Raw genomic sequence first — 1,450 nt, forward strand, 5'->3', positions numbered from 1 at the left:
ATTTATATGAACGCATCCCGTTTTGCACAGCTTCCATTGTTTTGACATTGACGGTAGGTTGCAGCTTTATATCCGGCTTTATTGCAGCCATAAAGCTGCGAGCCCCTATGTAATTCGCTGACTCACACCTCATTTACTGCGCGGGCTTCAAGCCCAAAACCCCATTCAGGTTTAGTGAGTCCCGGTCTTACCTGTCTTTGTCATCACACTGGTCGCCAGAGCAACCTTTCAGCATTCGCCTTTTTATTAAGAATTCATCGTTTATCGGTATCAGTGATTAATATGACCTGATACTGACGTATTCTTTATCGTATTTACGTCCATGTGCGGCTATTGCCCACACTGTTCGTGCCAGCTTGTTTGCCATGGCGACGGTTGCCACGCCGACCGGACGACGTTTTTTCAGTTCGGTTATCCACAGACCAGGTTCTTTGGTCAGTAATGCTGCCGCCCTTGCGCCATGGATAAACAGGGTTCGCAGATATGTATCACCACGTTTGCTTATCCCCAGCAGGCGGATTTTCCCTCCTGAGCCAGTCTGTCTTGGCACCAGACCAACATAAGCCGCGAACTCTCGCCCTGATTTAAACGCTGATGCTTCCCCCATGGTGGCCACAGCTGCCGTCGCAATAAGTGGCCCAACGCCGGGAATATCCAGCAACCGCTTACAGGTCTCATTCTGTTTCGCCACGCTGGTAAGCTGTTTTTCAATATCCTCTATCAGTGAGTCCAGCTCATTCAGTCGGTTGTACTGGTTTTCCAGCACAGTAATGAGATACGGTGGCAATCTCTCTTTCATTCGCTCCAGTGCTTCAGGGAACTCCCGCTCCATTGCTGCCCGACCTTTGTGAATTGTTTCACCAAATTCCAGGAGCGTGCCGTGCAGAGAATTAATCTGCATGGTGCGGAACTTAACCAATTGTCTGCGGGAACGGTGCAAAACCAGCACTGACTGTTGTTCTTCTGTTTTGACGGCGATTTCTTTACCTGGCTGCTGAACTGCCATCCAGATAGCCCGTGCATCCATCACGTCATTCTTATTGCCCATGACAAATGCCTTAACGAAGCGGGCCTGCAACAACCGGACTTTATGCCCCAGCTTTGTCAGTTCCCGTGCCCAGTGCTGAGAGCCTCCACAGGCCTCCATACCAATCAGACATGACTCCCGGTTGCTGAAATATTCCAGAAAATCTCTTCTGCGAAGTTGCTTATCCACCACGTCACCTGTGTTCTCATCAATGAAGTGAACCTGAATCAGATGTTTTGCGATATCAACGCCAACCGGTGTATATTTCATTTGTGGAGTCTCCAGTCTGAGGGAGCTTTCTGCATCCCGTATTGGGCACTATGATGCCGGAAATCTGCCAGGTTCCACACCTTCCCGATATTCTCCCCATCCATCACCGCGCTCCGGATTTGATGATTGGGGATGCGTTCATTACATTTACTG

Annotated in this window: 1 protein-coding gene; it reads right to left on the reverse strand. The window is 49.5% G+C overall.

Annotated features, from left to right (window positions below):
• Nucleotides 1-277: 277 nt before the first annotated feature.
• Nucleotides 278-1,297, reverse strand: a complete 1,020-nt coding sequence (locus A9587_RS24160) for an IS110 family transposase (RefSeq protein WP_000878012.1) — start codon at nt 1,295-1,297, stop codon at nt 278-280.
• Between the last annotated feature and the right edge of the window lie 153 nt (nt 1,298-1,450).

It is taken from the genome of Escherichia sp. MOD1-EC6162 (assembly GCF_002965125.1).
GTDB classification, from domain to species: domain Bacteria; phylum Pseudomonadota; class Gammaproteobacteria; order Enterobacterales; family Enterobacteriaceae; genus Escherichia; species Escherichia marmotae.

What these genes read in the sequence shown, in the direction of transcription:
- A9587_RS24160 (WP_000878012.1), bottom strand. Translation starts at nt 1,297, where the DNA reads ATGAAATATACACCGGTTGGCGTTGATATCGCAAAACATCTGATTCAG.